The organism is Mesorhizobium sp. M1A.F.Ca.IN.020.04.1.1, from assembly GCF_003997315.1.
Lineage (GTDB): Bacteria > Pseudomonadota > Alphaproteobacteria > Rhizobiales > Rhizobiaceae > Mesorhizobium.
The window spans coordinates 1-24,807 of the sequence record NZ_RZSN01000031.1 but is presented as its reverse complement, the minus strand read 5'-3'; the positions used below and the strand labels follow the sequence as shown (position 1 = coordinate 24,807).

General features: G+C 64.7%; 20 protein-coding genes. 10 read left to right on the top strand and 10 right to left on the bottom strand.

Annotated elements, in window-relative coordinates; all coding sequences use genetic code 11:
- Window positions 1–95 precede the first annotated feature (95 nt).
- Window positions 96–1,154, top strand: a complete 1,059-nt coding sequence (locus tag EOA49_RS09485; RefSeq protein ID WP_127240601.1) for an alpha/beta hydrolase — start codon at window positions 96–98, stop codon at window positions 1,152–1,154.
- Between the two features lie 151 nt (window positions 1,155–1,305).
- Here EOA49_RS09485 and pyk read toward each other — a convergent pair whose 3' ends face one another.
- Both pyk and EOA49_RS09475 read right to left on the bottom strand, forming a co-directional pair.
- Window positions 1,306–2,733, bottom strand: a complete 1,428-nt coding sequence (gene pyk, locus EOA49_RS09480; protein ID WP_067319379.1) for a pyruvate kinase — start codon at window positions 2,731–2,733, stop codon at window positions 1,306–1,308.
- Window positions 2,730–3,242 carry a DUF1036 domain-containing protein gene (locus EOA49_RS09475; protein ID WP_206519896.1) on the bottom strand — a complete coding sequence of 171 codons (513 nt, stop codon included), beginning with the start codon at window positions 3,240–3,242 and terminating at the stop codon, window positions 2,730–2,732. The genes pyk and EOA49_RS09475 overlap by 4 nt, the downstream gene beginning before the upstream one ends.
- Window positions 3,243–3,462: 220 nt before the next feature.
- On the opposite strand from EOA49_RS09475, the gene EOA49_RS09470 reads away from it, so the two are divergent.
- From EOA49_RS09470 to EOA49_RS09460, 3 genes are all read left to right on the top strand, one after another.
- A complete protein-coding gene (locus tag EOA49_RS09470; protein ID WP_067001916.1) occupies window positions 3,463–4,260 on the top strand; it encodes an N-formylglutamate amidohydrolase in 798 nt (265 codons plus the stop codon).
- Window positions 4,261–4,289: 29 nt separating this feature from the next.
- Window positions 4,290–4,598 (top strand): DUF1244 domain-containing protein, encoded by a 309-nt coding sequence (locus tag EOA49_RS09465; protein WP_127240602.1) that lies wholly within the window; start codon window positions 4,290–4,292, stop codon window positions 4,596–4,598.
- 229 nt (window positions 4,599–4,827) lie between these two features.
- Window positions 4,828–6,009: an MFS transporter gene (locus EOA49_RS09460; RefSeq protein ID WP_127240603.1), complete on the top strand. Its 1,182-nt coding sequence runs from the start codon at window positions 4,828–4,830 to the stop codon at window positions 6,007–6,009.
- Here EOA49_RS09460 and EOA49_RS09455 read toward each other — a convergent pair.
- Window positions 5,967–6,881: a LysR family transcriptional regulator gene (locus EOA49_RS09455; protein WP_067319388.1), complete on the bottom strand. Its 915-nt coding sequence runs from the start codon at window positions 6,879–6,881 to the stop codon at window positions 5,967–5,969. The genes EOA49_RS09460 and EOA49_RS09455 overlap by 43 nt on opposite strands.
- 96 nt (window positions 6,882–6,977) lie before the next feature.
- On the opposite strand from EOA49_RS09455, the gene EOA49_RS09450 reads away from it, so the two are divergent.
- Window positions 6,978–7,934, top strand: coding sequence for an SDR family oxidoreductase (locus EOA49_RS09450; protein ID WP_127241027.1), 957 nt, complete (start codon window positions 6,978–6,980; stop codon window positions 7,932–7,934).
- Between the two features lie 64 nt (window positions 7,935–7,998).
- On the opposite strand, the gene EOA49_RS09445 is transcribed toward EOA49_RS09450, so the two are convergent.
- From EOA49_RS09445 to EOA49_RS09435, 3 genes are all read right to left on the bottom strand, one after another.
- Window positions 7,999–8,157 (bottom strand): DUF3309 family protein, encoded by a 159-nt coding sequence (locus EOA49_RS09445; RefSeq protein ID WP_040991775.1) that lies wholly within the window; start codon window positions 8,155–8,157, stop codon window positions 7,999–8,001.
- A gap of 99 nt (window positions 8,158–8,256) precedes the next feature.
- Window positions 8,257–11,433, bottom strand: coding sequence for an efflux RND transporter permease subunit (locus EOA49_RS09440; protein WP_127241028.1), 3,177 nt, complete (start codon window positions 11,431–11,433; stop codon window positions 8,257–8,259).
- Window positions 11,434–11,507: 74 nt separating this feature from the next.
- Window positions 11,508–12,680, bottom strand: coding sequence for an efflux RND transporter periplasmic adaptor subunit (locus EOA49_RS09435; protein ID WP_127241029.1), 1,173 nt, complete (start codon window positions 12,678–12,680; stop codon window positions 11,508–11,510).
- A 22-nt stretch (window positions 12,681–12,702) separates the two neighbouring features.
- On the opposite strand from EOA49_RS09435, the gene EOA49_RS33940 reads away from it, so the two are divergent.
- Window positions 12,703–12,837, top strand: a complete 135-nt coding sequence (locus EOA49_RS33940) for a hypothetical protein (RefSeq protein WP_280944302.1) — start codon at window positions 12,703–12,705, stop codon at window positions 12,835–12,837.
- Window positions 12,838–13,048: 211 nt separating this feature from the next.
- On the opposite strand, the gene EOA49_RS09430 is transcribed toward EOA49_RS33940, so the two are convergent.
- The 3 genes from EOA49_RS09430 to EOA49_RS09420 all read right to left on the bottom strand — a co-directional run bounded on the left by EOA49_RS09430 (window position 13,049) and on the right by EOA49_RS09420 (window position 17,006).
- On the bottom strand, window positions 13,049–14,470 hold the full coding sequence (locus EOA49_RS09430) for a coniferyl aldehyde dehydrogenase (protein WP_127241030.1): 1,422 nt from the start codon (window positions 14,468–14,470) through the stop codon (window positions 13,049–13,051).
- 118 nt (window positions 14,471–14,588) lie between these two features.
- On the bottom strand, window positions 14,589–15,719 hold the full coding sequence (locus EOA49_RS09425; RefSeq protein WP_067319396.1) for a patatin-like phospholipase family protein: 1,131 nt from the start codon (window positions 15,717–15,719) through the stop codon (window positions 14,589–14,591).
- A 201-nt stretch (window positions 15,720–15,920) separates the two neighbouring features.
- Window positions 15,921–17,006: a citrate synthase/methylcitrate synthase gene (locus EOA49_RS09420; RefSeq protein ID WP_127241031.1), complete on the bottom strand. Its 1,086-nt coding sequence runs from the start codon at window positions 17,004–17,006 to the stop codon at window positions 15,921–15,923.
- Between the two features lie 93 nt (window positions 17,007–17,099).
- Here EOA49_RS09420 and EOA49_RS09415 point away from each other — a divergent pair, with 93 nt between their 5' ends.
- Window positions 17,100–18,251 (top strand): citrate/2-methylcitrate synthase, encoded by a 1,152-nt coding sequence (locus tag EOA49_RS09415; protein WP_127241032.1) that lies wholly within the window; start codon window positions 17,100–17,102, stop codon window positions 18,249–18,251.
- 3 nt (window positions 18,252–18,254) lie between these two features.
- Here the strand turns inward: EOA49_RS09415 and phaR are convergent, their stop codons facing one another.
- On the bottom strand, window positions 18,255–18,848 hold the full coding sequence (gene phaR, locus EOA49_RS09410; RefSeq protein WP_067319402.1) for a polyhydroxyalkanoate synthesis repressor PhaR: 594 nt from the start codon (window positions 18,846–18,848) through the stop codon (window positions 18,255–18,257).
- A 299-nt stretch (window positions 18,849–19,147) separates the two neighbouring features.
- Here phaR and EOA49_RS09405 point away from each other — a divergent pair, with 299 nt between their 5' ends.
- The 3 genes from EOA49_RS09405 to EOA49_RS09395 all read left to right on the top strand — a co-directional run.
- Window positions 19,148–20,335: an acetyl-CoA C-acetyltransferase gene (locus EOA49_RS09405; RefSeq protein ID WP_127243129.1), complete on the top strand. Its 1,188-nt coding sequence runs from the start codon at window positions 19,148–19,150 to the stop codon at window positions 20,333–20,335.
- Between the two features lie 133 nt (window positions 20,336–20,468).
- Window positions 20,469–21,191, top strand: coding sequence for a beta-ketoacyl-ACP reductase (locus tag EOA49_RS09400; protein ID WP_067319406.1), 723 nt, complete (start codon window positions 20,469–20,471; stop codon window positions 21,189–21,191).
- Between the two features lie 723 nt (window positions 21,192–21,914).
- A partial coding sequence (locus EOA49_RS09395; protein WP_245460584.1) for a helicase-related protein occupies window positions 21,915–24,807 on the top strand: 2,893 nt, incomplete at its 3' end.

Genomic DNA, 24,807 nt, shown 5'->3' with positions numbered 1-24,807 from the left:
CCGAAGCGGGCAATAATTTGGGCTGGCAGCAGGCCGCCAGCTCGCCAAACTCGCCGTGCTCCTAAACTAAATCCACTCGCCCTCGTACTTTCCGCATGTATCTTATCTGCGTCGCGCTCCTCCTCCTCGTTGCCTTCCTCATCGCCCTTGCCGGCATTACCCGCGCCTGCGTCTGGCTGATCGAGCGTCGCAATCCGCCGATCGGCGCATTCGCCGACATCGATGGTGCCCGCATCCATTATGTCCACGTCCCCGCCGCCGGCGCCGGTCTGCCGCCTGTCGTCTTCATGCATGGCGCCAGTGCCAATCTCAAGGACCAGATGCTGCCGCTGAGGCCTCTGCTCGAGGGCCGCGCCGAGCTGCTGTTCCTCGACCGACCGGGCTTCGGCTGGTCCGAGCGCGGCGACAACGAAACGCTGGCGGCGCAGGCCGACACTGTCGCTGCGCTGATGGATCGGCTCGGCATCGCAAGGGCCATCATCGTCGGCCATTCCTTCGGCGGCGCGGTCACCACCGCCTTCGCGCGCCAGCATCCGCAAAAAACGCTCGGCCTCGTCTTCCTGGCGCCCGTCAGCCATCCGTGGCCGGGCGGCGCGACCGCCTGGTATCACAAATTGACGGCTGTTCCGGTGGTCGGCTGGCTTTTTTCGGAGACCATTGCTTCCCCCGCTGGCATGCTGCGGATCGGCAATGCCACGGCCTGCGTGTTTTCACCGAACAATGTGCCGAAGGGCTATATCGGCAAGGCTTCCATTCCGCTTGTTCTGAGGCCGCCTGCCTTCCGCGCCAACGCCCGCGATGTGGCCCAACTTTACGATTATGTGCGCGCTGCCTCGCCTGGCTACCGTGAGATCAAGGCGCCGACCTTGGTCATCTCCGGCGATCGCGACAAGGTGGTCTATGCCACGGTCCATTCCGTCGGCCTCGAACGCGACATTCCCGGCGCCGAGCTGGTCTGGGTCGCAAATCTCGGCCACAAGCCCGACTGGATCGCCCCCGACCTCGTCGTCGGCGCCATTGAAAAGACGGCCGGCGCGCCGGTCGACCTGCAGTCGATGGCGAGTGTTGTGGAAAGCCGGATCGCCGGCGACGCGCAAGGCGCTGACAGGTACCCGGAACTGAAGGTGCCGGACGCCGAGCTGGCGCCGGGCTAAGCTCGGGACCGGAAGGCTGTCGAGATTCAGATTAGGCCGAGCCGAGCAGAGCGGATTCCCAGAACCGGAGCGGACCGACTTAACCACATGAGGCCCGGAAGCGCAGGGAGGCGCGCTTCACAGGCCGGTCCCACCTGAATACGGGCATAGCTTAGTGCGTCTCTGATCCGACATAGGCGATGCGCAGCATGTTGGTCGAGCCGGGCGTCCTCAGCGGCACGCCCGCCGTGATGATGACGCGGTCGCCAGGCTTGCCGAAGCCTTCCTCGAGGGCAATGCGGCAGGCGCGGTCGACCATATCGTCGAGGTCGATAGCGTCCTCCGAGACCACGCAATGCGTACCCCACAGAAGCGAGAGCCGGCGCGCCGTGTTGACGATCGGCGACAGCGCCACGATCGGCACTTGCGGTCGTTCGCGCGCGGCGCGCAGACCAGTTGTTCCAGAGGCGGTGTAGGAAATGATCGCCGACAGTTTCAGCGTCTCCGCGATCTCGCGCGCAGCGAGCGAAATGGCGTCGGCCCCGGTCGCTTCCGGTTCCGAGCGCTGGGCGTTGATGATGCCGGCATAAGTCGGGTCGGCTTCGACCTTGGTGGCGATGCGGTTCATCATCGCGACCGCCTCGACCGGGTAGGCGCCGGCGGCGGATTCGGCCGAAAGCATGATCGCGTCCGCGCCTTCGAAGACGGCGATCGACACATCCGAGACCTCCGCGCGGGTCGGCACGGGTGCGGTGATCATCGATTCCAGCATCTGGGTCGCGATCACCACCGGTTTGCCGGCGCGGCGGGCGGCTCGCGTGATCTGCTTCTGGATGCCGGGCACGGCCTCGAGCGGCATCTCGACGCCGAGATCGCCGCGCGCGACCATCAGCGCGTCGGAGAGTTCGATGATCTCGGCCAGGCGCGCCACCGCCTGCGGCTTTTCGATCTTGGCCATGATGAGGGCCCGGCCGCGCGCGATCTTGCGCGCTTCGGCCAGATCCTCCGGCCGCTGCACGAACGACAGCGCCACCCAGTCGACGCTTGCCGCCAGCACCGCGTCGAGATCGGCGCGGTCCTTCTCGGTCAGCGCGCCGACCGGCAGATCGGTGTCGGGCAGGCTGACGCCCTTCTTGTCGGAGATGCCGGTGCCGGCGACCACCGTGCAGGCGATCGACTTGCCGTCGCTCTTGACCGCCTTGAGCTCCAGCTTGCCGTCATCGATCAAAAGACGGTGACCGGCCTCGACCGAGTTCAGGATTTCCGGATGCGGCAGGTAGACGCGCTTCGACGTGCCGGGTTCCGGACTGTCATCCAGCGTGAAGGTCTGGCCGACGGTCAGTGCTTCCTTGCCATTGGCGAACTTGCCGACCCTGAGCTTTGGCCCCTGAAGATCGGCGAGGATGCCGATCGGCCGCCCGACCGCCGCCTCGACGGCCCGGATGCGGCCGACAAGCGTGCGCATCAGCTCGTGGTCGGTATGGCTCATATTGATGCGGAAGACGTCGGCGCCTGCCTCGAAGAGCTTTCGCAGCATCTCCTCGGAGGAGGAAGCCGGACCGATGGTGGCGAGGATCTTGACCTTGCGGTTACGTCTCATTGATTGTTCGTTCCCGGAGCGGGGGCCGCTGGCGCGCCGCCCGTTGCGGGCTCGTCAGTCAGCTGGACCATCCAGCTTGCCTGCTCGCCCGTGTCATATTCCTGAAATCCGGCGCGCTGAAAGCCCCGGGCGACGCAATCATTCACGCCGGCAATCTTGAACTCTTTTTCGGCGACGCACATGTTGATCGGGCCGTCCCAACGCCCGCCGCGCTCGGCGTCTTCTGCATAAAGATAGTAAAACCTTGATGACAGCGGCCCCTCGATCAGCGTCTTGCAGGTCGACCCCTCGATGTGCCACCAGCCCTCTGTGATCCAGCCGGCCTTCGCCCGATAGCCGATGCCGACGCCGACCAGGTTCTGCGTCGCGTTGCAGACGCGGAAGTCGGCGCGCGCCGGCGAGATCGCGGCGAGCGCGCACAGGCCCGCGCCAAAGATCAGGAGCGGCAGGCTCAGGCGCTTGCGCAGCCTGCCGGCGCAACCCAATCCAAAACCCTTGGCGAACCACATCTGCATCGTCGAAGCACCTTTTCAGCAAACTCCGGGCGCATGTCAACGCGCCGTTTTATTCAATTCCAATCGATTTAGAAGGGTCCGGTGAACGATTTGGCGTCCCATCCGGGATTCTTTGCAGAAACCGTGGCCAAACAACGGCATTGCGCCTCAGTCCTCTTCGTGGAATGACGATACCACCCCGCCCGGACGCCAGCGAACAGACCGTTTTCAGCCGATGACCCGATCCACAGCTTTCGCGCCCTTCGACATCGTCGAGGGCGACCGCAAGAAGGGCATCGTGCTTCTGGCCGATCACGCCCGTCGCGACCTGCCGGAAGAGTATGGCAGCCTCGGCCTGCCGGCTGCCGAGTTCGAGCGCCACATCGCCTATGACATCGGCGTCGAGACGGTGACGCGCGAGTTGGCGGCGGCGCTCGATGCGCCGGCCGTGCTGGCCGGCTTCTCCCGCCTTCTGATCGACCCCAACCGGGGCGAGGACGACCCGACGCTGATCCGCCAGCTCTATGACGGTACCGTCGTGCCGGGAAACTATCCCATGGCCGCCGAGGAGCGGGAGAGACGGCTCGACCGCTTCTACCGCCCCTATCACGACGCGGTCGGGGCGATGATTTCCTCGGTGGCGCAGGCCTCCGGCAAAGCGCCGTTCATCTTCTCGGTGCATTCCTTCACCCCTCGCATGCAAGGCTTCATCCGCCCCTGGCATGTCGGCATCTTGTGGGACCGCGACGACCGCGTTGCGCGGCCGCTGATCGACATGCTGGCCGAAGACAAGGCGCTGATCGTCGGCGACAACGAGCCCTATGACGGCGCGCTGCGCGGCGACACCATGTTCCGCCATGCCATTGTCAACGGCTATGCCCATGCCCTGCTCGAGATCCGTCAGGACCTGATCGCCGACCGCGCTGGCGCTGTTCAATGGGCGGAGCGATTGGCTCCGATCGTTGACGCCGTCGACCGCCGTGCCGATATACACGAGGTGAAGATGTTCGGCTCGCGCACCGGGCCGGCCTAAAAAACGGCCGAGAGGCCGGGGACCACGAAATGACCGAACTCAGCGAAGAACGGAAACGCGATTTCGAGGCCGGCGCCTTCCGCCGGCTGGTCGAGCATCTGCGCGCACGCGGTGACGTCCAGAACATCGACCTGATGAACCTGGCCGGCTTCTGCCGCAACTGCCTGTCGAACTGGTATCGCGAGGCGGCCGAGGCCGACGGCATTGCGCTGACAAAGGACGAATCGCGCGAGATCATCTATGGCATGCCCTATGCCGAATGGCAGGCGCTCAACCAGACCGAAGCCTCCGAGGCCAAGAAGGCTGAGTTCGAGGCCAGGCGGCCGAAGGATCATTGAACGGTCCTATTTGGCTCGCCCCTGCTGCTTTGTCATCCCAGGGTCTGCGCGCGTCGCTTCGCTCCTGCTTCGCCCATGGATGGCGAAGGAGGCGTTTCGGCCAAATCTCCAAAGTAGAGCCCATTCCTCACAGGTCCGCGCCTCTTGGTCCAACGCTTCTGCCATAGCGCTTCTTGACTACAAATTGAATCGATCTAATTTGCCGCGCAAAGCATTCGGACTTCAAACCATGAGCGTGCAAACCACAAGGCAAGCCGCGACGCGCGGCCGCTGGGCCGTTGCCGGCATTTTCCTGGCCAATGGCTTTCTCACCGGCAGCTGGGCGCCGCAGATCCCGGTGTTTCTGACCCGGCTGGACATCTCGAAATTCACCCTCGGCCTGCTGATCCTGTTGTTTGGTGTCGGCGCGGTGATGGCGATGACCTGGTGCGGCCATCTCATTTCCAGGCACGGCTCGCGCCCCGTGCTGCGCTGGTTCGGCATCTGCGGCAGTTTCGGCCTGCTGGTCGTGGCACTTGCGCCCAACGTGCCGCTCGCGGCCCTCGCGATGCTCGTCTTCGGCGGCTCGATCGGCGGCATGGACGTCGCCATGAATTCCAACGCGGTGATCGTCGAACGACGGTTCTCCCGCGCCATCATGTCGTCCTCGCATGGCTTCTGGAGCCTCGGCGGCTTCGCCGGCGGCGCGCTTGGTGGCTATTCCATTCAGAACTACGGCTATCTCACGCATGCGATTGCGGTGACGGCGCTCGCCTTTTTGGTCATCGCCTTTGCTGTTCGCTACCTCATCGCCGACGACAGGCCGCAGGCCGCCGGGCATCAGAAATTTACGCTGCCGCGGCACACAATTGTCTATCTGGTCGGGTTGATGGCGCTGCTCACCATGGTCTCAGAGGGCGCCGTGCTCGACTGGGCCGCGCTCTACCTCCAGCAGGAGCTCGGCGCCGACCTTGCGATTGCCGGCCTCGCCTATGCTGCCTTCTCCGGCGTCATGGCGCTCATGCGCTTTCTCGGCGACGGCGTGCGCAACCGCTTCGGCGCGGTGGCGACGCTGCGCGGCTCGGCGCTTGTCGCTGCCGCCGGCATGTTGGTGGCCGGCCTCTCCCCCTCGCCTTATCTTGCCATTGCCGCTTTCGCCTTCTGCGGTTTCGGCATCGCCAATATGGTGCCGATCCTGTTTTCGGCCGGCGGCAACCAGGAAGGCTTGTCTTCCGGCACCGGCATGAGCGTCGTCACCACGATGGGCTATTCAGGAATCCTGGTGGCGCCGTCGGCGATCGGCTTCGTCGCCGAGCATTCGAGCTTCGGCCCGATCTTCGTAGCGCTTTCCGGCCTGCTGGTCATCGTGCTGTTGATGGCGAACCTCGCTTACCGCGCCGAATTTGCCGCCGAGCCTGCGCCGGCGGAGTAGCGCTTCAGCTCTTCATGCAGGAAATCCGCGACGCGGCGGATGCGCATGCTGGTGCGCACGTCACGGTGCATTGCAAGCCACACCGGCAGCTCGGGCAAGGGAACCTCCGGCAACAGCTTCTCCAGTCGAGGATCGCGGCTAGCGAGCGGCTCCTGGCCGATGCCGATGCCATTGCCGGCCCGCACCGCCTCCCACAGCACGATCTGGTTGTCGGTCCTGAAGCGGAAGTTGCTGCGGCTGACCGGGATGCCAAACGCGGTGAGGCCGCGAACGATCTCATCGCTGCGGTCGAAACCGACCAAAGGATGGTCGACGAGATCGCTCGGCTTCTGCGGGCGTCCATGTCGGTCGAGATAGGATTTCGCAGCACATATGCAGAGCGCGATATCGGTGACCTTGCGCGCCATCAGCTCGTTCTGCGCCGGCCTGACCATGCGGATGGCGATGTCGGCGTCGCGCCGCAGCAGGTTCTCGACCTGGTTGGAAGCGACGATCTCGACCTCGATGCCCGGCTCTTCCTCGCCAAGGCGCGCCGTGATCTGCGGCAGCACGCAGGCCGCAACCACCTCCGAGGCAGCGATGCGCACCGTACCCTCGATCGCCTCGACCGAGCCCAGCGCAAGCAATGAGAATGCATTGGCCTGCTCGCTGACTGCCTTTCCGCGCTCGTAGAGTGCGCTGCCTGCCTCCGTCAGTTCGTAGCCGCGCCGCCCGCGCCGGAACAGCGTGACGCCGAGCGCCTGCTCCAGCTCGGCGATGTGGCGGCCGAGCGTCGGCTGGCTTGATGCGAGCTTGCGCGCGGCGGCCGAAAGGCTGCCGGTCTCGGCCACCACGACGAAGCTCTTGATCAGATTCCAGTCGAATTCATTCATTCGTTTTTGAATAACAGAGTGCCGATCTTAGTCAATTTCCATTCGACTTTGAAGACGTCAGATTAAGCGGGCAAACGCAAGCAACGGAGACGAACAATGACCAAGATCGCAATTCTGGGCGCCAATGGCCGGCTCGGACGCGTGGTTGCCAAGGCCTTCATCGACGCCGGTTTCGACGTCCGCGCCATCACCCGCACCGGCAAGGTGCCGGCCGAGCTCAAGGGCGCTATTGCCGTCGCCGGCGATGCTCTGGACCGCCAGTCGCTGATCCGCGCCACGCAAGGCGTCGACATCATCTTCAATGGCTTGAACCCGATCTATACCGACTGGGACAAATGCCTGCCGATGACCGAGAACGTCATGGCAGCCTGTCGGGCCAACGGCGCGCTGCATCTCTTCCCGGGCACTGTCTATAATTACGGCTCGCCGATGCCGCAGGTGATCACCGAGGAGACCCCGTGCCTTCCTACCACCGAGAAGGGCCGCATCCGTGTCGCCATGGAGGAGCTTTTCCGTCGCGAAGCCGATGCGGGCCGTGTGCGCACCATTCTGCTTAGGGCCGGCGACTTCTTCGGCGGCACCGGCAGCGGCGGCTGGTTCGACCTCGTCGTCGCCGCCAAGATGGAAAAGGGGGTCTACACCGCCGCCGGCCCGGCCAAGCTCGTGCACGAATGGGCCTATCTGCCCGACTTCGCGGTGGCTTTTGTCGCACTGGCGCGCAATCTCGATAAGCTCGGCTTTTACGAGGCCATCAATTTCCCCGGCCACGCCGTCACCGATCTCGACATCAAGGCCGCCGCCGAAAAGGCGCTCGGCCGCAAGCTGAAACTCACCTTCATGCCCTGGTGGGTGCTGCGCGCCGGCAGCCCGTTCGTAACCATGTGGCGCGAGATCGTCTCGATGTCCTACCTGCGGTTCGAGCCGCATCGGCTGGCGTCAGCGCGCCTGGAGAAGGTCATCGGCGAAATCCCGCACACCCCGCTGGCCCGAGCAGTGGCGGAAGCCATGCAAGACATCGGCATAGCCGTCGCGCCCATGCGTCAGGCCGCCTGAGCAAAGAACAACCTCAAGATGAAAACGGCCGGACTTCAAGGCCCGGCCGCAAATCGTCGTCGGTTCAGATCCTGCCCATCAAAAGCAGGATCAGCAACACTACCAGAATGACTCCCACAATCCCCGAAGGCCCATAGCCCCAAGACCGCGAGTGCGGCCATGCCGGCACGGCGCCGATTAGGATCAGGATCAGGATTATTACGAGAATTGTACCGATCGTCATTGAAAACCCTCGCCGTCTGGTTGAACTTCGAGGGAACAATGCAAAAAGCCGCCCGGTAGTTCCCGAGCGGCTTCCATGTACCTGAGTTGCGAAGTCGCCCTACTCGGCGGCTTTCGGGAAGGCGACCGCCGGCTCGGCATTGGCTTGCGCTACCGGCTCGCCTGTCGAGAGCTCGCCCTTGCCGCGGCGGAACAGGCGGCCGAACCAGCCACGCCGGGCGCCGGGCTTCACCTTGGCGCGGGTGAACACCATCAGCATCGAGGGCGTCACCACCAGCGTCAGCAAGGTGGCGAAGGACAGGCCGAAGACGATCGCCGACGACAGCGAAATCCACCACTGCGTCGATGGCGCGTTGATCGTCGTCTCGTGATGGAAGATTTCGAGACCGAGGCCGAAGGCGATCGGCAGCACGCCGAGGATCGCCGAGACCGCCGTTAACACCACGGGCCTGGCGCGTTCGCGGCAGGTCTGCAGCACGGCATCCATCTTGTCCCAGCCTTCCTCGCGCAGCCGGTCATAGGTGTCGATGAGCACGATGTTGTTGTTCACCACCACGCCGGCAAGCGCAATGACGCCGATGCCCGACATGACGATGCCGAAGGCCTCCCCTGTCAGAAGCAGCCCGAGGAACACGCCGATCGTCGCCATGACGACGCAGGAGAGAACAAGCCACACGCTGATGAACTTGTTGAACTGCGCGAGCAGCACCAGGAAGATCAGGAAGATCGCGGCGCCGAAAGCCTTGCTGAGGAAGGCGCTGGCTTCCGCGCTGTCCTCGTTGGAGCCAGCGAGCTTCCAGCGTATGCCGCTGCCGAGATCCATGTCGGCCACGGCCTTGGTGACTTCCGCCTGCACCGCTGCCACTTGCGCGCCGGCGCTGACATTGGCTTGCACCACCACGGTGCGCGCGCCATCGATGCGGTTGAGGACGCCGACTGTCGGCTCGGGCTTCCTGACCACGAAGTTCGAGATCGGGACCGAGCCTTGCGAGGTCTGCACCCTGAGCTCGTCGAGCGTCGAGAGCGTGCGCCGGCCTTCCGGCAGACGCAGGCGAATGTCGACGGCGTCGTCGGCGCCGGCCGGCCGGTACTCCGACAGCTTGAGACCGTTCGTCACCAGCTGCACCACAGTGCCTACCGAGGTCGGGCTGATGCCGTATTGCGCCGCCTTGGCGCGATCAACCTCAAGCGCCCAGTCGACGCCGGGCGGCGGCAGGCCGTCGGAAACATCGATCACGTTGGGGATCTTGGCGATGCGCGCGGCGACGGCGCGCGCCTTGTCGTCGAGCCCGGCCGGGTCGGCGGCCGAAAGCCTGATCTGGATCGGCTTGCCGGTCGGCGGGCCGGCCTCGGGCACGCGCACTTCGACATCGACCCCGGGAATGCCGGCCATGACGCCACGCAAATCATCGAGGATTTGGTTGGCGGATTTGCGCTCGCGCCAGTCGACGAATTCGTACTGGATCACCCCGACCACGTCTTCCGGGATGTCCTGGCCGCCGCCTTGCGTCTTGCCGACGCGCGTGTAGACCGATTTCACGCCCGGCCAGCCGAGCAGCCGGCTTTCCGCCGTCTTGGTTGCGGCGTCCATTTCGGCCAGCGAAAGGTTGCCGCGGGCATGCACATAGAGCAGGCCGTAATCCGGCTCGACGCTGGGGAAGAACTCGACGCCGGCGCCGTATTTCGAATAGGCGAAACCGACGCCGACCAGCAGGCCGACGGTGAGCAGGATGACGGTGATCGGGAAAAGCACCGCCTGCTTGACCAGCGCCATATACCAGCCGTCGCGATCGCTGTCCTCGTGATGCGCCGGCGCCTTGGCGAAGATGGCGCCGAGCGTCGGCGCGAAGACCAGCGCATAGAGCATCGAGGCCGACAGCGTCACGATCAGCGTGATCGGCATGTACTTCATGAAGTCGCCGATGATGCCGGGCCAGAAGAGCAGCGGCGAGAACGCGGCGATGCGCGTCATTGTCGCTGCGATGACCGGGCCGGCCATGCGCTTGGCGGCTAGCGCGAAGGCATCGGCCTTCGGCATGCCCTCGCTCATGCGCCGCTCCGCGAATTCGGTGACGATGATGGCATCGTCGACCAGCATGCCGACCGCCAGGATGAGGCTGAACAGCACGATCATGTTGATCGTGTAGCCCATCATCGCAAGCAGCAGGATGCCGATCAGGAAGGACGACGGAATGGCGAGGCCGATGAGCAGCGAGGCGCGTCCCGACAGCGCGTAGAGGATCACGATGAACACCAGGATGACGGCGATCATCACATGGTTCTGCAGGTCGCCCAAAAGCTGGTTGACGAAGACCGACTTGTCCTGCGTGTAGGTGACGTGCATGCCTTCCGGCATCGTCTTGATGAAGGTGTCCGACACCTCCCGGACATGGTTCAGCGTGTCGATCAGGTTGGCGCCGATGCGCTTCTTCACCTCGATGGCGATCGCCGGCTTGCCGTCGAGGCGGGTCACCGTCTCGGCGTCCTTGAAGGTGGAGCGGATGGTGGCGACGTCCTTGGCCTGCACCACGGCATTGGGCGTGGCGACGACCGGCAGTTTGGCGACGTCCTCGGGCGTCTCGATCAGCGACGGCACCTTGACCGCGTATTTGCCCTCGGAGCCTTCGAGATTGCCGGCCGCGACCAGGCTGTTGGAGGCGCCGACGCCCTGGATCACCTGATCGAGCTGGAGTCCGTAGGAGGAGAGCTTCACCGGATCGATGACGACTTCGACCAGATCGTCGCGCGCGCCCTGCAGCGAGCCTTCGAGCACGCCTGGCACCTCCTCGATGCGGTCGCGCAATTCGCGCGCCGCCGACGTCAGCACGCGCTCCGGCACGTCGCCGGAAAGCGTGACGACGAGAACCGGGAATTCCGAGACGTTGACTTCAGTGACGGTCGGCTCCTCCGCCGCCTGCGGCAGGTCGGCCTTGGCGTCCTGCACCTTGCTGCGGGTGTCCTGCAGCGCGGTGGCCAGGTTGGTCTGCGGTTGGAACTCGACCAGCACGTAGCCGCCGCCCTGGAAGGCGGCCGAGCGCATCTCCTTGAGCCCCTTCAGGCTCTTGAGCTTGCTTTCCATCGGCCTGAGCAGCAGCCGTTCGGAGTCCTCCGGCGATATGCCCTGGTAGATCAGGCTGACATACATCATCGGAATCGGAACGTCCGGCTCCGCTTCCTTCGGCGTCGACTGATAGGCGACCCAGCCCGCGACGAGCAGGAACATCAGCGCCGATATTGTGAGGCGGGCGTTGTGAATGGCGAGTCTGACGATGTCCATGACTTATGCCTGCTGTTTCCCTGGAAGCCGCGACATTGGCCAGCGGCGCCGGCCGAGCCGGCGCTGCGGCCGCGCTATTGCGTGCCGGCGGAGGCTTCGCTGATCAGCTTGTTGATGGTTGCCTGGTCGGCCTCGACCGGCTTCACCAGATCGCCTTCCTTCACCAGTTCCTGGCCGGCGACGATGATGCGCGCGTCCTGCGGGATGCCGCCAAGCACCAAGCCCTTCGGCGTGTCGTCGACGAGGTCGATCGGGAAGAACGCCACCTTGTCGTCCTTGCCGACGGCGCGGATGCCGAGGTCGCCCTTGTCGCCCAGCGTCACCACCGAGCGCGGCAGCATGACCGCATCGGTCGGCTGGGCGCTGAGCGTGATCTCGGCCGTCATGCCGGCGGGGATGGAGCCGTCGGCATTGGGGATCGCCACCTCGACACGGAAGGTGCGGGTCTGCGAGGAGGCGTCACGGCTGATGTAGCGCACCGTGCCGGTGACTTTCTGGTCGTTGACAAGGCGCACGTTGGCCTGGTCGCCGATCTTGATGTAGCGCAGGTCGCGCTCGCTGATCTCGCCGCGCGCGATCACCGGGTCGAGCTTGAGGATGGTGGCCACCTCGCCGCCCTGCATCACCGAGCTGCCGAGCTCGACCGGCACGCGGTCGATGACGCCGTCGAAGGGAGCCTTCACTTCGTTGCGGTCGAGTTCGGCCTGCGCCGTCTCCAGCATGGACTGCGCCGCCGTCAGGTTCGACCGAGCAGTGTCGAGCTGCAGCTTGGGCAGGTTGCCGGTCTTGGCCAGCCGCTCGGCTGCGTCGAGCTCGGCGTTGCGCTGCGCCAGCAACTGCCTGGCATTGTCGACATTCGAGAGCTTCTCCTCGGCGGCGAGCATCAGCACGAGGTCGCCGGTCTTGACGTGATCGCCCTGCTTGACCGGGAGCTTATCGATGACACCGGCGACGCGGACAGCAAGCACAGCGCGCTTGTCGGCTTCGGTCAGGCCCGAGATCCGTATCGCCCGCGCGAAGGTTTTGCGCGGCGGCGTCACCACCGCGACGGTGCGCAATGCTGCCTTCTGCTCGGCCTCCGCCGTCTTCGGCTTTTCGGCGCCGGACTGCGCGGCTTTGCCTGCTTCTCCGTCCTTCTGGTGATCGGCGGCGCTGCCCACGGACGAGAACTCGCCCGTTGCCATCCAGGCAGCGAATCCGATGAGCACAGCAATGGCTGCAAGCTTGTGAAACCTGATTTTCGGCATCGTCATTTTTTCCGTTGCAGGCTTGGGCAAGGTCGACGGTTTCGATCCCCGGGCGCGCGGCCGATATGGGGGCGCGCAGAGCCATCTTCAATTTGCCGTGATCGGCGAAGCGCGCTTCTACCGCAAAGCCGTTGCGCAAAACAGTCAGAAACTTTGATGGATTATTGCGCCGCCGAGCTCGGGGCGCTGGTTTTTTCCGCGTTTTACATGCTGGACTGCTTGGCTTTTCTCAATCGGGGCCGGCTTTTCAGCCGATCGGACACTCAATGGCAGCAGGCGTCAGTATGATGAAGAATTTTTTTGCGAAATGACATGTCGCATTGGCATGGGGCAATCAGAGGACGCGCCCAATCCGAAAATAAATCCGATCAGGTGATCAGGTTGAGCAAGCGGAACAGCCGCTCGAACGTCCGGCCATAAGGCGGCCTGAGCAGGGCACCGGCACCCAGCCTGGATTGGACGAAGATCGGTTTTTCCTTGGTGAAGGTGCGGAAGCCCCATTCGCCGTGATAGGCGCCCATGCCGCTTTCGCCGACGCCGCCGAATGGCTGCCGTTCCTGCACCAGATGCATCATGCAGTCGTTGATCGTCACGCCGCCGGCAACGGTTTCTTGCATGATCCTTTGGCGATTGGCGCTGTTTTTGCCGAACCAATAGAGGGCGAGCGGACGCTCGCCGCGGTTCACGTGATCGATCGCCTCATCGACCGTGCCGTATTCGAGGATCGGCAGCACCGGCCCGAAGATTTCCTCGCGCATCAGCCGCAAACTCTCGCCGGCGTTCCTGACCAGGACCGGCGCCATCTTGCGGTCGCTCACGCCAAGCCTTTCATTTGCCGGATTGACCTCGGTGACATCGGCGCCGCTTTCGCGCGCCTCGGCGACCATGTCGCTCAGGCGCCGCTGGTGCCGTTCGCTGACGATGGCCGTGTAGTCGGGATTGTCGCCCAGGCGCGGATAGAGCTGCGCCATCGCGCCGGCAAGTTTTGCGGCGATCGCCGCGCCTTGCCCTTGCGGGACCATCAGATAGTCTGGTGCGATGCAGGTCTGGCCGGCATTCAAGAGCTTGCCGTAGGCGACGCTCGCAACCGCAGCGTCGAGATCGCACGACGCATCGAAGATCGCCGGCGACTTGCCGCCAAGTTCGAGCGTCACCGGCGTCAGATTGGCGGCCGCGGCCAGCGCCACCTGCCGGCCGACCGCGGTGGAGCCGGTGAACAGGAGATGATCGAAAGGCATGGACACGAATGTCTTGCCGACTTCGGCATCGCCGACCACAACGCTTATCTCGTCGGAAGAAAAATGCTCTTCGACCAACCGGGCGAGCAGGTCCGAAAAGTTCGGCGTCAGCTCGGACGGCTTGAGCAGCACCCGGTTGCCGGCGGCTAGAGCGGCAGTTGCCGGCGCGATGGCAAGCTGGAACGGATAGTTCCAGGGCGAGACGATGCCGACGACCCCGAGCGGCTGCGGCAGAAGGCGGTTGCGCCCCGGCAGGAACGGCAGGCTGGTGGCGACGCGGCGCTCGCGCATCCAGCCGCGCAGATGCCGGATGGCGTGCTTGATGCCGGCGCGAACGACGAACAGTTCCGCAAGCCGTGTTTCCTGCGCCGCCCGTCCAGTGAAATCGCTGTCGATCGCCGTGCAGATCTCGGCTTCATGCTTTTCGGTCAGCGCCAGCAGCCGCTTCAGCCGATCCTTGCGCACTGCGAGGCCAGGAAAGGGGTCCTTCTCGAAGGCCCTGCACTGCGCCTCAAACTTGACCCCGAGAGAGTTCTGTCTGGTCTGCAGCATCGCTACCTCCCGTTTACGTCGAGGTAAACTACTCGCGCGACGGAGGTGAATCCAGCATATCGCCGGTTCCGCAAGGGAAACCTCAGCGCCTGCTGAAACGTGCGACAGGGTTGGGCAACTAGGCTCGCCGGCGCGCTGACTCTGGCTTGATGCGCGCGGCGAGGAATTCCTTGACCCGCCGGCCCGGGGCCGGGCCGCGCATCGGCTTGAAGCCGTCGTCGAGCTCGCCCGAGAGGTCGAGCGTCGCTCGGCTGCCGACCGCGTCGTAGTTCTCCTCCAGCCAGTCGCTGGCCGCACTGCGGCCAAGGTCGCGCAGATAGGCGAGGAAGGCCCATTCGGCGTTGACCTTGGACGAGGCCGACAGATCCTTGAAAGCCTCGTCGGCATCGATGCGGTGCATGCGGATGTCGCGGTATTCGCCATGCGGCAGCCGTCCCGCCGCGATCAGTTCCTTGACGAAGGCGATCGAGCGGAATTCGCGCAGCAGCCCGGCATTGAAGGTGATCTCGTCGATGCGGTTCTGGATCTCGTTGGCGCTCTTCGGCGTGCCTTCGCGCACCACCGGGTTGATCTGCACGAGCAGCACGTCCTCGGCCGCCGCAGTCTTGAAGAACGGATAGAGCGCCGGATTGCCGCCATAGCCGCCATCCCAATAGGGCACGCCCTTGATCTCGACGGCGCGGAACAATTGCGGCAGGCAGGCCGACGCCATCACCGTGTCGATGTCGATCTCGCCATCCGAGAAGACGCGCAGCTGCCCGGTCTCGACATTGGTCGCCGAAATGAAGAGCTCCATCGACTTGCAGGCGTGCACGTTGCCGAAGTCGATCTCCTTCTCGACCACATCGCGCAGCGGGTTGAGGCCGAGCGGATTGGCGACGTAAGGCGAGAAGACCCGCGACATGGTGTCGAAGAAGAAATAGCCGGGCGTGTTCTCGATCGACCAGTTCCCCCAGACCACGTCCCACGGCATGCGTTGCACCGGGCTGAACCGCCCCTTCGAGGCCACAGCACGCCAGAAATCATCGAGCTTTGTGCGCGCGCCCTCGACGCCGCCGCGCACGAAGCCGTCGGCCAGCGCCACCGCATTCATCGCGCCGGCGCTGGTGCCGGACACGGCAGCGATCTCAAGCCGCCCGTCTTCGAGCAGACGATCGAGCACGCCCCAGGAGAAGGCGCCGTGCGAACCGCCGCCCTGAAGCGCGATGTTGATCTTCTTCTTGTCCCCCGCCTTGCCGTTCTTCGCCATGGCGTTCCTTGTCTCGATGTGCCGGCCTGCCCCTGCGTCATTGGAGCGGGACCGCTGCCGTCAGCCTATGTTGCAGCGCAGCATATAAGGACGGACCAAGGCAAGAACACGAGCACACAAGCGTGATCGGGTGAAATTTCGCTCATGAAAAAACTGTCCGCTGCCGGACGCGGAGTATTGCATTGGGGTTTGCTCGCGGCGTCAGGCGACGAGATCGGGCGCCGGCCCGACATAGCGCGACTGCGGCCGGATCAGGCGTCCGGTCGCCTGCTGCTCGCGCGCATGCGCAATCCAGCCGGCGACGCGGCCGGCGGCAAAGACGTTGGAGAACGCCTCCTTCGGGAAGCCCGCGGCTTCGAGCAGGAGCGCGGTATAGAATTCGACATTGGTCTGGATCGAGCGTTGCGGCTTGGCGACCCTGAGCACGTCGAGTGCCGCCTGTTCCACCGTCTCGGCGAAGGCCAGCCGGCTGCCGGTCTCATAACGTGTGCCTAGCCGCCGCACGACGGCTTTCAGCACGTCGGCACGTGGGTCGCGCACGCGGTAGATGCGATGGCCGAAGCCCATGATGCGCTCGCCGCGCGCGATCTCGTTTCGCAGCCAGGCGGCCGCGTCGCCGCTCGCCTCGATCGCGTCGAGCATCTCGATCACCGGCCCCGGCGCGCCGCCATGCAGCGGGCCTTTGAGCGCGCCGAGCCCGGCCAGGATCGCCGAGGTCAAGCCCGCCTGCGTCGACGCCACCACCCGCGTTGCGAAGGTCGAGGCATTGAGCCCATGGTCGCAGACCGTCACCAGATACCTATCGAGCGCCTTGGCAAGCGCCGGCGAGGCCGTACCGGAGAGCATTCGCAACATGTCCTTCGCATGATCGGCGCGTGCGTCCGGAGGCAGAGGCTTCTCGCCGCGTCCGAGCCGCAGCAGGGCCGGCGTTAGCACCGCCGGCGCCGCAATCAGCCGGAGCGCGTCGGCGAGCGACTCGCCGTCAGGCAGAAGGGCGATGCCGCCGCGCATGCCGCTGTAGACATCGAGCGCTGGAAGTTCAGCGAGCATCGGCTGCAGCCGTTCGAAAACCTCGACACGCGCGCTGCCGATCGCCTTCTCCAGCTCGCTGTCGCCGGGAAGCTCGTCGAAGAACCCGTCGAACAACAGGCGGACCACCTGGCCGTAGCGCCAGTGCCCGGCGAGTTCCGTCAACGAATGGCCTCGGATGGTGAGATGGCCGCCCGCGCCGTCGACATCGGAAAGAACCGTCTCCGCCGCCACAACATCATCGAGCCCATTTGCCATGACTGTCTCCTTGACCCTTTGTGCACTGCAGTTAATGCTCTACAATCAACGCATCAATCTTGATCAACTGAATCAATATGAGGCGGTGCGGACTTGTCCGAATGGCTGACGCGGGAGGAAGCGCTGGCGCGGCTCAAGGTCCGGCCGCAGACGCTTTACGCCTATGTCAGCCGCGGCCGCATCGGCATGCGGCCCGACGGGGCCGATCCGCGCCGCAGCCAGTATCGAGCCGACGACATAGCCGCGCTCGCCACCCGCCGGGCGCGCGGGCGCAGCCCCCAGGCGATCGCCGAAAGCGCCATCGCCTGGGGCGAGCCAGCGATCACCACTGCCATCTCGACCGTGCTGCACGGCCGCCTCGTTTATCGCGGCAAGGATGCCGTTGCGCTTGCCGCGACAGCGACGCTGGAGGAGGCAGCAAGCCTGCTTTGGGCATCCGGCGCCGCGATATCCTTCGCATCGCTGACGCCTTCGATCGTTCGCGAGAGCGGCACCCCGACGGCCTTTGCAAGATTGTCGGCGCTTGCCGCGGCTGGCCGGCCTTCGCTCGGCCGCAGGCCGGGCATGCTGCAGCAGGATGGCGCCAGCGCCACCAGCGTGCTCGCGACGTCACTCGGTGCAAGCCCGGGGGCGGAGCCGGTGCATGAAAGGCTGGCGCGCGGCTGGTCGGTCGACGCTGCCGGTGCCGATCTCATCCGCAAGGCGCTGGTGCTTTTGGCCGATCACGAGCTCAACGCCTCGACCTTCGCCGCACGCGTCGCCGCTTCGACCGGCGCGCCGATCGCGGCCTGCCTGCTTGCCGGGCTTGCCACCCTTACCGGCCCGCGTCATGGCGGCGCCGGCGCCGCGGCCATCGCGCTGGTCGAGGATGCCGAGCGGCTCGGGCCGGACGAGACGATCGCGCGCTGGCTGGCCCACGACCGGCCGCTGCCCGGCTTCGGCCATCAGCTCTATCCCGAAGGCGATCCGCGCGCCGAGGCTCTGCTGCCCGACCTCGACATCGCTGACGATCTGCTTCATCTGCGCGACGCCGTCCTTGCCGCGACCGGCATGCGCCCGAATGTCGACTTCGCGCTGGCCGCGCTGACGCGCAGCCTCAATCTCCCCGCCGACGCGCCCTTTCGCCTGTTCGCGCTCGGTCGCAGCATCGGCTGGACGGCGCATGCCATCGAGCAGGTGACGAGCAACAGGCCGATCAGGCCGCGAGCCCGCTATGACGGCCCTGCAGGAACACCTGACGGCTAGCCATCACGACATGGTGTCGAGCTTGCGCTGCATGGCGGCGATCTGCGCCTTCAATTCCTGCAGGTCGTCGGATTTCTCGTCCTTCTTCGGCGGCTCGGCGGGCGCAGCGGAATTGGGGCCGCCGGACGGGAACGGCGTGAACATGCGCATCGCGTTCTGGAACATCTCGACGTTGCGCCGCGTCTGTTCCTCCAGCGCCTTCATCGGCGTCTTCATCATGTCGATCGGCGTCTTGCCGAAGGCGCCCTTCAGCTGCTCGCGGAAACGCTCCTGCTCCTTGGAGAAGGCGATCATCGACTGTTCGAGGAAGCTCGGCACGATCATCTGCATCTGGTCGCCGTAGAAGGAGATCAGCTGGCGCAGAAACGGGATCGGCAGCATGTTCTGCCCGTCCTTGTTCTCCAGCTCGAAGATGATCTGGGTCAGCACCGGATGCGTGATGTCGTCGCCGGTCTTGGCGTCCTGCACGGTGAATTCTTCGCCCTTCTTGACCATCTCGGCCAGATCTTCGAGCGTCACATAGGTGCTGGTGCCGGTGTTGTAGAGCCGGCGGTTGGCGTACTTCTTGATGACGATCGGGTCGTCTTTTGCGGCCATCCGTATCCTCCCCAGGATACCGGCGCGTTCACAGTAAGCGGCCGGTAACGATTGCGCCATTTGTCGAGGATATGCGCAAAAGCGTCACAATTCCAAGCGGTTTGTGCAGTGCGGCATCAATTAATGCCGAAAGGCGGGCCAAATTGTGCTGCAGCGCGATGGCCGCGCCGTCACGATAAGCGCTCGACTTGCTTGTCGCGCATGGCGGCCATGCCGATTTCCGGTTTGACTCAGGTGCTTGAACGGGCAAGAAAGTCTCCAAGGATAGCCTAACGACACCTCGAAGCCTGGAGAAGAAAATGTCCGCTTCCAATTCAATCGTCGTCGCCAGCGCAGCCCGCACAGCAGTCGGCTCGTTCAACGGCAGTTTCGCCACCACGCCCGCGCACGAGCTCGGCGCGGTCGTCATCAAGGAATTGCTCGCGCGTGCCAAGGTCGACCCGGCGGAGGTGGACGAAGTCATCCTCGGTCAGGTGCTGACCGCCGCTCAGGGCCAGAACCCGGCCCGCCAGGCTTCCATCAATGCCGGTCTGCCCAAGGAGACGACTGCTTGGGGCCTCAACCAGGTTTGCGGCTCGGGCTTGAGGGCCATTGCGCTCGGCATGCAGCAGATCGCCACCGGCGACGCCAAGGTGATCGTCGCCGGCGGCCAGGAATCGATGTCGCTGTCGCCGCACGCCCAGCACCTGCGCGCCGGCGTCAAGATGGGCGACTACAAGATGATCGATACCATGATCAAGGACGGCCTATGGGATGCCTTCAACGGCTACCATATGGGCAACACCGCCGAGAACGTCGCTCGTCAGTTCCAGATCACCCGCGAAGTCCAGGACGAGTTCGCGCTGGCCTCGCAAAACAAGGCCGAGGCGGCGCAGAAGGCCGGTAAGTTCAAGGACGAGATCGTCGCCGTCACCATCAAGGGCAAGAAGGGCGACACCATCGTCGACCAGGACGAATACATCCGCCACGGCGCTACGCTGGATGCCATGACCAAGCTGAAGCCGGCCTTCGACAAGGACGGCACCGTCACCGCCGCCAATGCTTCGGGCATCAATGACGGAGCCGCCGGCGCGCTGCTGATGAGCGAGGCCGAGGCTGCCAGGCGCGGCATCACCCCACTGGTCCGCATCGCCTCCTGGGCGACCGCCGGCGTCGATCCGGCGATCATGGGCACCGGCCCGATCCCGGCCTCGAAGCGGGCGCTGGAGAAGGCCGGCTGGTCGGCCAAGGACCTCGATCTCGTTGAGGCCAACGAGGCCTTCGCCGCGCAGGCCTGCGCCGTCAACAAGGGCATGGGCTGGGATCCCTCGATCGTCAACGTCAATGGCGGCGCCATCGCCATCGGCCATCCGATCGGCGCCTCGGGCGCCCGCGTGTTCAACACGCTGGTCTACGAGATGCGCCGCCGCGGCGCAAAGAAGGGCCTCGCGACGCTTTGCATCGGCGGCGGCATGGGCGTTGCGATGTGTGTGGAAGCCTTGAACTGAGCGAATGGCGAACTGAGCGAATAGCGAATGAGGAGTAGCGAATAGGGGGAAATGGCGTTGCACGACGGGCTATCGATCCCTACTCGCTATTCGTCACTCCCTATTCGCTCTTCCGACCAAAGGGAGGAAATGCATGAGCAAGGTAGCAATCGTCACGGGCGGATCGCGCGGCATCGGTGCGGCGATATCGGTGGCCCTGAAGAATGCCGGCTATTCGGTCGCCGCGAACTATGCCGGCAATGACGAGGCGGCCCAGAAATTCAAGGCCGAGACCGGCATCCCCGTCTACAAATGGTCGGTCGCCGATTATGACGCTTGCGCCGCCGGCATCGCCCAAGTCGAGGCTGATCTCGGTCCGGTCTCGGTGCTGGTCAACAATGCCGGCATCACCCGCGACACCATGTTCCACAAGATGACCCGCGAGCAGTGGAAGGAGGTCATCGACACCAACCTTTCCGGCGTCTTCAACATGACGCATCCGCTATGGAACGGCATGCGCGATAGGAAGTTCGGCCGCGTCATCACCATCTCCTCGATCAACGGCCAGAAAGGCCAGATGGGCCAGGTCAATTATTCGGCCTCGAAAGCCGGCGACATCGGCTTCACCAAGGCGCTTGCCCAGGAAGGCGCCCGCGCCGGCATCACCGTCAACGTTGTTTGCCCCGGCTACATCGCCACCGACATGGTCATGGCCGTGCCGGAAAAAGTGCGGGAATCGATCATCGCTCAGATCCCGGTCGGCCGTCTCGGCGAGCCGGAGGAGATTGCGCGCTGCGTCGTCTTCCTCGCCTCGGAAGACGCAGGCTTCATCACCGGCTCGACGATAAGCGCCAATGGCGGCCAGTATTTCGCCTGAGATCTTATTCGGCTGAACTCTTCTGACACCGATGGCAGGCGGCCCGCCGCAAACGGGCCGCCTGTTTTTGTCTGCGCTCCGGCGGCACCGGGTGGGCATGCCTCAATTTGGCACGCAATACTTAACGGCCTCCCCGCGCCCTGTGGAAACCCGGTTCACATGCTGTGAATTTTTCGGTGCACAAGCTTTGGACAACACCATATCTAGGGGTGAACAAACCGGGAATTTTTGCAGATCGCTGATTCGTCGCCGATTCGTTCCGGCTTTGGCCAAAAGGTTAACGGGCCACGCCGGAAACAGCGCGAAAAAGATTAACGACGATTAGGAAAGATCAACCATTTCATAATGTTCGCGGCCGCGCTCGAGTCCGTCGCGGTCGCTCCCCCGCAAAGGTTAACGACGCTCCGGAACCAGCGCGAGCCAAGCACGAAACGGGCCAGTTCACAGATTCAGCATGTGGTGAGACTCATGGCCAAAAAATCCACATATAGCCGTGAACAAAACCTGAATCAGAGTGAGTCAGTGATTCGTCGCCGATTCGTTCCAGACTCGTTCCAACGGTTAATCGACCGCGGATTTTGACCTTGCCTGTCGTCGCGCCATCTGTTGATGAGAACATTCCGCTTTCGCTTCGCGTCTGAAATCCCTATGTGTGCCCTGTCACACGCGGCGGCACCGCCGCGTCCCCGACAACGAGCGGCAGAAAGCCTCATTTCCGAGCCGATGAATATCCAGCCGAAACCCTCCCAGCCGCTGATCCTTTCCGGCCGCGACGTGACGGCCGTGCTCGGCCCCACCAACACCGGCAAGACCCATCTCGCCATCGAGCGCATGGTGGCGCACGACACCGGCATCATCGGTCTGCCGCTGAGGCTCCTTGCCCGCGAGGTCTATACACGCGTCTGCGAGAAGGTCGGCGCCAGCAAGGTGGCGCTGATCACCGGCGAAGAGAAGATCGTGCCGGCGAGCGCGAGATATTCCGTCTGCACCGTGGAGGCGATGCCGCGAGAGACCGATGCCGCCTTCGTCGCCATCGACGAGGTGCAGCTCGCCGGCGACCTCGAACGCGGCCACATCTTCACCGACCGCATCTTGCATCTGCGCGGCCGCCAGGAGACGCTGCTTCTGGGCGCCGCCACCATGCACGGCATCCTGCAACGCCTGCTGAAGGGCGTCTCGGTGGTGACGCGGCCGCGGCTGTCGCATCTTGCCTATGCCGGCTCGAAGAAGCTCACCCGCCTGCCGCGGCGCACGGCGATCGTCGCCTTCTCCGCCGACGAGGTCTATGCCATCGCCGAATTGATCCGCCGCCAGCAGGGCGGTGCTGCCGTCGTTCTCGGCGCGCTCAGTCCCCGCACCCGCAATGCCCAGGTGGAGATCTTCCAGTCGGGCGACGTCGACTATCTGGTCGCCACCGATGCCATCGGCATGGGCCTGAACCTCGACCTCGAGCACGTCGCCTTCGCCCAGAACCGCAAGTTCGACGGCTACCAATACCGCAACCTGACCGCCGCCGAGCTAGGCCAGATCGCGGGGCGTGCCGGCCGACACCTGCGCGACGGCACCTTCGGCGTTACCGGCCAGGTCGATCCGTTCGACGAGGATCTGGTCAAGAAGATCGAGGGGCACGATTTCGACCCGGTGAAGGTGCTGCAGTGGCGCACCGCCGATTTCGATTTTGCCAGCCTCGATGCCCTGAAACGCTCGATCGAGACCAACGCGCCGGTCGAAGGGCTGACCCGGGCATTGCCGGCGGTCGACGCCCAGGCGCTGGAACATTTGTCGCGCGACGCGGACATCAGGACGCTAGCCACCGGCAGGGAGCGCGTGGCGCTGCTGTGGGAAGCCTGCGCGCTGCCGGACTACCGCAAGATCGCGCCCGCCCAGCATGCCGACCTCATCGCCTCGATCTATATGGACCTTGCACGCCATGGCCATGTCGATGAGAATTACATGGCCGAGCAGGTGCGGCGGGCCGACACCACGGATGGTGATATCGACACGCTGTCGCACCGGATCGCCCAGATCCGCACCTGGACCTTCGTCTCCAACCGACCGGGTTGGCTGGCCGATCAGCTACACTGGCAGGAAAAGACGCGCGAAATCGAAGACAGATTGTCGGATGCGCTGCATGAGCGGTTGACGAAACGCTTCGTAGACCGCAGGACTTCCGTCCTCATGCGGCGCCTTAGAGAAAATACCATGCCTGAAGCTGAAATCAGCCCAACCGGAACCGTGCTCGTCGAAAGCCATCACGTCGGCGAGCTGCAGGGATTCCGCTTCACCGCCGACCAGAGCGCCGGCGGCGAGGACGCCAAGGCGGTGCGCACCGCTGCCCAGAAGGCGCTCGCGGCTGAGTTCGAGGCGCGCGCCGAGCGCTTCGCCGCCTGCGCCAATGGCGATCTGGCATTGGGCTCGGACGGTGTCCTGCGCTGGATCGGCGCGCCGATCGGCACCCTGGTCGCCGGCGACGAGGCCTTGAAGCCGCGCCTTGTGCTGCTTGCCGACGAGCAGCTCACCGGCCCTGCCCGCGACAAGGTCGCGGCGCGTGCCGAGCGTTTCGTCAATTTCCAGATCGAGTCGCTCTTGAAGCCGCTGGTCGATTTGAAGAACGCCGAGCAGCTCACCGGCATCGCGCGCGGCATCGCCTTCCAGCTCGTCGAGCATTTCGGTCTCATCAACCGCCGCGACATCGCCGAGGAAATGAAGTCGCTCGACCAGGAAGGCCGGGCGGCCCTGCGGCGCCTTGGCGTGCGCTTCGGTGCCTACCACGTCTTCGTGCCGGCGCTGATCAAGCCGGCGCCGGCCGGGCTGGTGACGCTGCTCTGGGCGCTTAAGAGCGACGGCAAGGACAAGCCAGGCTTCGGCGACGTGGTGCATGCGCTGGCATCGGGCCGCACCTCGGTGGTCATCGATCCTGCTTTCGACAAGACGTTTTACAAGCTCGCCGGCTATCGCAATCTCGGCCGCCGCGCCGTGCGCGTCGATATCCTAGAGCGGCTGGCCGATCTCATTCGCCCCGCGACCAACTGGAAGCCCGGCCTCGGCCAGCGACCCGACGGCGCCTATGACGGCCACGCCTTCATGGTGACGCCGCCGATGATGTCGATCCTCGGCGCCACCGCCGACGACATGGAAGAGATCCTAAAAGGCCTTGGCTATCGCGCCGAACCGAAGCCGGCGGCGGAGGTGAAGGCCAAGCTCGACGCGCTGGACAATGCCGCCCGCGAGGCCGCGGCTGCGAAGCTTGCGGCGGAAGAGGCTGCGCGTGCTGCACAGGCGGCAGAGGCGCACGCCGTGGCAACAGACACGGTTGCAGAGACAACGATCGAGGGATCCGAGCCGGCTGCCGCTGTAGTTCCTGCCGAAGCCATCGCGGAAGCCGCGACGGAGCCTGACGCGAAAGATCCGGCGGAAGCTTCGGCTGCGGTCGCGGAAGAGACTCCGCCTGTGGAGACCGCTGCAGCGGTGGACGCTGCAGCAGCGTTTGGGTCGGATGAAAGCGCCGACGCCTCCACCTCGATGGGGGAGGTCGCGGCGGGAAGCGACGCGGGTGGGGCTGACGGTGCCGACGATGCAGACGGCACCAACACCGCCGACGCCGGCGCTCCCCACG

Coding starts and splice junctions, on each gene's coding strand:
- EOA49_RS09475 (WP_206519896.1), bottom strand. CDS start 3,242: ATGTGGTTCGCCAAGGGTTTTGGATTGGGTTGCGCCGGCAGGCTGCGC.
- EOA49_RS09440 (WP_127241028.1), bottom strand. CDS start 11,433: ATGGACATCGTCAGACTCGCCATTCACAACGCCCGCCTCACAATATCG.
- EOA49_RS09470 (WP_067001916.1), top strand. CDS start 3,463: ATGACCCGATCCACAGCTTTCGCGCCCTTCGACATCGTCGAGGGCGAC.
- EOA49_RS09430 (WP_127241030.1), bottom strand. CDS start 14,470: ATGCTGCAGACCAGACAGAACTCTCTCGGGGTCAAGTTTGAGGCGCAG.
- EOA49_RS09445 (WP_040991775.1), bottom strand. CDS start 8,157: ATGACGATCGGTACAATTCTCGTAATAATCCTGATCCTGATCCTAATC.
- phaR (WP_067319402.1), bottom strand. CDS start 18,848: ATGGCCGCAAAAGACGACCCGATCGTCATCAAGAAGTACGCCAACCGC.
- EOA49_RS09465 (WP_127240602.1), top strand. CDS start 4,290: ATGACCGAACTCAGCGAAGAACGGAAACGCGATTTCGAGGCCGGCGCC.
- EOA49_RS09400 (WP_067319406.1), top strand. CDS start 20,469: ATGAGCAAGGTAGCAATCGTCACGGGCGGATCGCGCGGCATCGGTGCG.
- EOA49_RS09460 (WP_127240603.1), top strand. CDS start 4,828: ATGAGCGTGCAAACCACAAGGCAAGCCGCGACGCGCGGCCGCTGGGCC.
- EOA49_RS09485 (WP_127240601.1), top strand. CDS start 96: ATGTATCTTATCTGCGTCGCGCTCCTCCTCCTCGTTGCCTTCCTCATC.
- pyk (WP_067319379.1), bottom strand. CDS start 2,733: ATGAGACGTAACCGCAAGGTCAAGATCCTCGCCACCATCGGTCCGGCT.
- EOA49_RS09450 (WP_127241027.1), top strand. CDS start 6,978: ATGACCAAGATCGCAATTCTGGGCGCCAATGGCCGGCTCGGACGCGTG.
- EOA49_RS09425 (WP_067319396.1), bottom strand. CDS start 15,719: ATGGCGAAGAACGGCAAGGCGGGGGACAAGAAGAAGATCAACATCGCG.
- EOA49_RS09420 (WP_127241031.1), bottom strand. CDS start 17,006: ATGGCAAATGGGCTCGATGATGTTGTGGCGGCGGAGACGGTTCTTTCC.
- EOA49_RS09435 (WP_127241029.1), bottom strand. CDS start 12,680: ATGCCGAAAATCAGGTTTCACAAGCTTGCAGCCATTGCTGTGCTCATC.
- EOA49_RS09405 (WP_127243129.1), top strand. CDS start 19,148: ATGTCCGCTTCCAATTCAATCGTCGTCGCCAGCGCAGCCCGCACAGCA.
- EOA49_RS09455 (WP_067319388.1), bottom strand. CDS start 6,881: ATGAATGAATTCGACTGGAATCTGATCAAGAGCTTCGTCGTGGTGGCC.